Here is a 3,462-nt window from a genome sequence, read left to right on the forward strand (position 1 = left end):
TGGCGGCGACCCGGCTGCCGCTGGCCGAGCCGCGCCCGACGCTGATCGGCCTGGCGCGGCGGCACGGGCTGGCGCCGGGGCTGTATCTGGTGCGCGTCACCGGGCATTTCCTGCTGTTGCGCCTGCATGGTTTCGGCCTGGCCGAGGTGCATGACAACCGGCTCTCCGGCGCCGTGCTGTCGCCGCGCGCGCATGGTCTGTGCCGCGTCACCCATCTGGCGCGGCTGGCGCCGGCCGGCTGACGCCCGCGCCCGCGCCGCATTTCCTTGTGTCGGCGACACGGCAGGACTATATGGCGGAGAGACACATCTTCGCTGCACAGCCAGGGGGGTGGCCTTAACGGGCCGCCTTTTTTGTTTTTGGAAGACGATCTGCCACAGAATGAGGGCCTTGAGGCCCGCATCGCCGCCGCCATCCAGCCGACGCTGACCGCGATGGGCTATGAGATCGTGCGCGTGCAGATCCATGGCAAGCAGACCCCCACCGTCCAGGTCATGGCCGACCGGGCCGATGGCGCGCTGATCGGCGTGGCCGATTGCGAGGCGATCAGCCATGCCGTGGGTGCCGTGCTCGACGTGGACGACCCGTTCAGCGGGGAGTGGAATCTCGAGGTTTCCTCCCCCGGCATCGACCGGCCGCTGACGCGCACCAAGGACTGGCTGCGCTTCACCGGCCATCTGGCGATCGCCGAGATGAGCATTCCCTTCGAAGGGCGGCGCCGCTTCCGCGGCACCATCCTCGGCGCCGACGAGGCGAGCGTGCGGCTGCGGCTGGAGGAGGGCACGGAATACGCGCTCCCCCGGCACGACATCCGCCGCGCCAAGCTGGTGCTGACTGACGCTTTGATCGCCGCCACGGCGGCGGATGCCGCACGCGCCCGGGGCGAGGACGCCCCGGACGATGATGCCGACGCCGCATCGCCCTACGCCAAGAGGAACTGAGCATCATGGCCGCCGACGTCGCCATTGCCCGCCCGGAACTGCTGCAGGTCGCCGAGGCCGTCGCCCGCGAGAAGATGATCGAGCGCGACGAGGTGCTCGAGGCGATGGAGCAGGCCATCCAGAAGGCCGGCCGCGCCAAGTATGGGCATGAGAAGGACATCCGCGCCGTCATCGACCGCCGCACCGGCGAGGTGAAGCTCTCCCGCTGGACCGAGGTGGTCGAGCAGGAGCCGGTCGAGAACGAGGCGACGCAGATCCCGCATCGCATCGCGCAGAAGATCAAGCCCGGCATCGCGGTGGGCGAGTTCATCGTCGACCCGCTGCCGCCGATCGATTTCGGCCGCATCGCAGCCCAGACCGCCAAGCAGGTGATCGTGCAGCGGGTGCGCGAGGTCGAGCGCTCGAAGCAGTTCAACGAGTACAAGGACCGCGTCGGCGAGATCATCAACGGCGTCGTCAAGCGCACCGAGTACGGCAACCTGATGGTCGATCTCGGCCGCGCGGAAGCCCTGCTGCGCCGCGACGAGACCATCCCGCGCGAGGCGTTCCGCAACGGCGACCGCGTGCGCGCCTATATCTACGACGTGCGCGAGGAGCCGCGCGGCCCGCAGATCTTCCTCAGCCGCACCCATCCGGGCTTCCTGGCCAAGCTGTTCGCGCAGGAGGTGCCGGAGATCTATGACGGCATCATCGAGATCAAGGCGGTGGCCCGCGATCCCGGCAGCCGCGCCAAGATGGCGGTGATCAGCCGCGACTCGTCGATCGACCCCGTGGGCGCCTGCGTCGGCATGCGCGGCAGCCGCGTCCAGGCGGTGGTGGCCGAGCTGCAGGGCGAGAAGATCGACATCATCCCCTGGTCCGCCGACAACCCGACCTTCGTGGTGAACGCCCTGGCGCCCGCCGAGGTGTCGAAGGTGGTGATGGACGATGACAGCAAGCGGGTTGAAGTCGTCGTCCCGGATGACCAGCTCTCGCTGGCGATCGGGCGGCGCGGCCAGAATGTGCGCCTCGCCTCCCAGCTGACCCGCTGGGACATCGACATCCTGACCGAGGCCGAGGAATCGGAGCGCCGGCAGGAGGAGTTCCGCAAGCGCACCGGCCTGTTCGTCGAGGCGCTGGACGTGGACGACGTGATCGCCGGCCTGCTGGTGACCGAGGGCTTCGGCTCCATCGAGGAGCTGATGGAGGTCCCGGACGAGGACCTGGCCGAGATCGAGGGCTTCGACGAGAACGTGGCCGCCGAGCTGAAGCGCCGCTCGCAGGCCTTCCTCGACCGCCGCGACCAGGAGCTGGACGAGAAGCGCCAGGCGCTGGGCGTCGAGGATGCGGTGGCCGAGGCCGGCGGCTTCACCCCCGCCATGCTGGTGACGCTCGGCGAGAAGGGCGTGAAGACGCTCGACGACCTGGCCGACCTGGCGGCCGACGAGCTGATCGAGATCCTGGGCACCGAGGCGGTGGACGAGGACACGGCGAACGCCATCATCATGGCCGCCCGCGAGCACTGGTTCGCCCAGGAAGGCAACCAGGATGGCGGCGCGGCGCAGGCACCGGACGCGACCGGGGAGAAGGACGACGAGCAGTAACAGCGAGACGCGGCACGACGAGGCCCTGTCGGCGGCGGAGGACTCCGCCGCCGACACCGACCTCAAGACGGGCGAGCCGGAGCCGGAGCTGAAGGGCCCGCTCCGCCGCTGCATCGTGACCCGCGAGACCCTGCCGAAGGAAGCCATGCTGCGCTTCGTGCTGGGACCGGGCCGCGAGCTGGTGCCGGATCTGGCCGGGCGCCTGCCCGGCCGGGGAATGTGGTTGAGCGCGCGGGCCGATGTGCTAGAACGCGCGCTGAGCCGGGGCGCCTTTCACAGGGCGGCCCGCGGCCAGGTGCAATTGCCCCCAGACCTTCGCGCCCGGATCGAGACTGGCCTCAAGGGTCGCATCCGCGACCAGCTGGGGCTCGCGCGCCGGGCCGGTCAGGCGGTGAACGGATTCCAGCAGGTGCGCGAATGGCTGCAGGCCGGCCGGGCCGCGCTGCTGGTCGAGGCGAGCGATGGCAGCCTGTCCGAGCGGGACAGGCTGGCCGGGCGCCGCGGTACCCCGATGGTGGCGGTGCTGACGGCGAAGGAATTGGGCGCGGTATTCGGAAGGGACCATGCGGTGCACGTAGCGATTGCCCCCGGACGGATTGCCGACATGTTGGTGCAGGAGGCGGGCCGTCTGGCCGCTGTCTCCGGTATCGCGAGCGGAGCGGGGACGTGAGCCCGGCAACGGCTCGCGATAGGATTGATGGCACAAGACGGATCGGGTTCAGGCGAACGAATGAGCGACCAGAATGAGCAGGACGCGGCGAAGAGCAGGCTGAGCCTTCGGCCGGGCGGCCGCCTCGAGCTTGGCAAGACCGAGGCGGCTGGCACGGTGCGCCAGTCCTTCAGCCATGGTCGCGGCAAGACCGTGCAGGTGGAAGTGGTGAAGAAGCGCGCGGGTGGCGCGCCGGCCGCGCCGGCGACCCCCGGCGCCAAGCCGGCCG

At 70.1% G+C, this 3,462-nt stretch carries 5 protein-coding genes; all 5 read left to right on the forward strand.

Translation table 11 applies throughout. The features are described 5' to 3' along the window. Positions 1-242 (forward strand): hypothetical protein (locus HMPREF0731_RS25520; protein WP_007004744.1); only part of this gene is annotated, 242 nt, incomplete at its 5' end. 111 nt (positions 243-353) lie between these two features. Further along, positions 354-941 carry a ribosome maturation factor RimP gene (rimP, locus tag HMPREF0731_RS13700; protein ID WP_007004745.1) on the forward strand — a complete coding sequence of 196 codons (588 nt, stop codon included), beginning with the start codon at positions 354-356 and terminating at the stop codon, positions 939-941. 5 nt (positions 942-946) lie between these two features. Further along, positions 947-2,524, forward strand: a complete 1,578-nt coding sequence (nusA, locus tag HMPREF0731_RS13705) for a transcription termination factor NusA (protein WP_007004746.1) — start codon at positions 947-949, stop codon at positions 2,522-2,524. Beyond that, positions 2,469-3,194 carry an RNA-binding protein gene (locus HMPREF0731_RS13710; protein ID WP_007004747.1) on the forward strand — a complete coding sequence of 242 codons (726 nt, stop codon included), beginning with the start codon at positions 2,469-2,471 and terminating at the stop codon, positions 3,192-3,194. The genes nusA and HMPREF0731_RS13710 overlap by 56 nt, the downstream gene beginning before the upstream one ends. 60 nt (positions 3,195-3,254) lie before the next feature. Further along, positions 3,255-3,462: translation initiation factor IF-2 associated domain-containing protein (locus HMPREF0731_RS13715; protein ID WP_007004748.1), on the forward strand; the 208-nt coding region annotated here is incomplete at its 3' end.

Source organism: Pseudoroseomonas cervicalis ATCC 49957 (assembly GCF_000164635.1).
Taxonomy (GTDB): Bacteria; Pseudomonadota; Alphaproteobacteria; order Acetobacterales; family Acetobacteraceae; genus Pseudoroseomonas; species Pseudoroseomonas cervicalis.

What these genes read in the sequence shown, in the direction of transcription:
- nusA (WP_007004746.1), top strand. Translation starts at nt 947, where the DNA reads ATGGCCGCCGACGTCGCCATTGCCCGCCCGGAACTGCTGCAGGTCGCC.
- HMPREF0731_RS13710 (WP_007004747.1), top strand. Translation starts at nt 2,469, where the DNA reads ATGGCGGCGCGGCGCAGGCACCGGACGCGACCGGGGAGAAGGACGACG.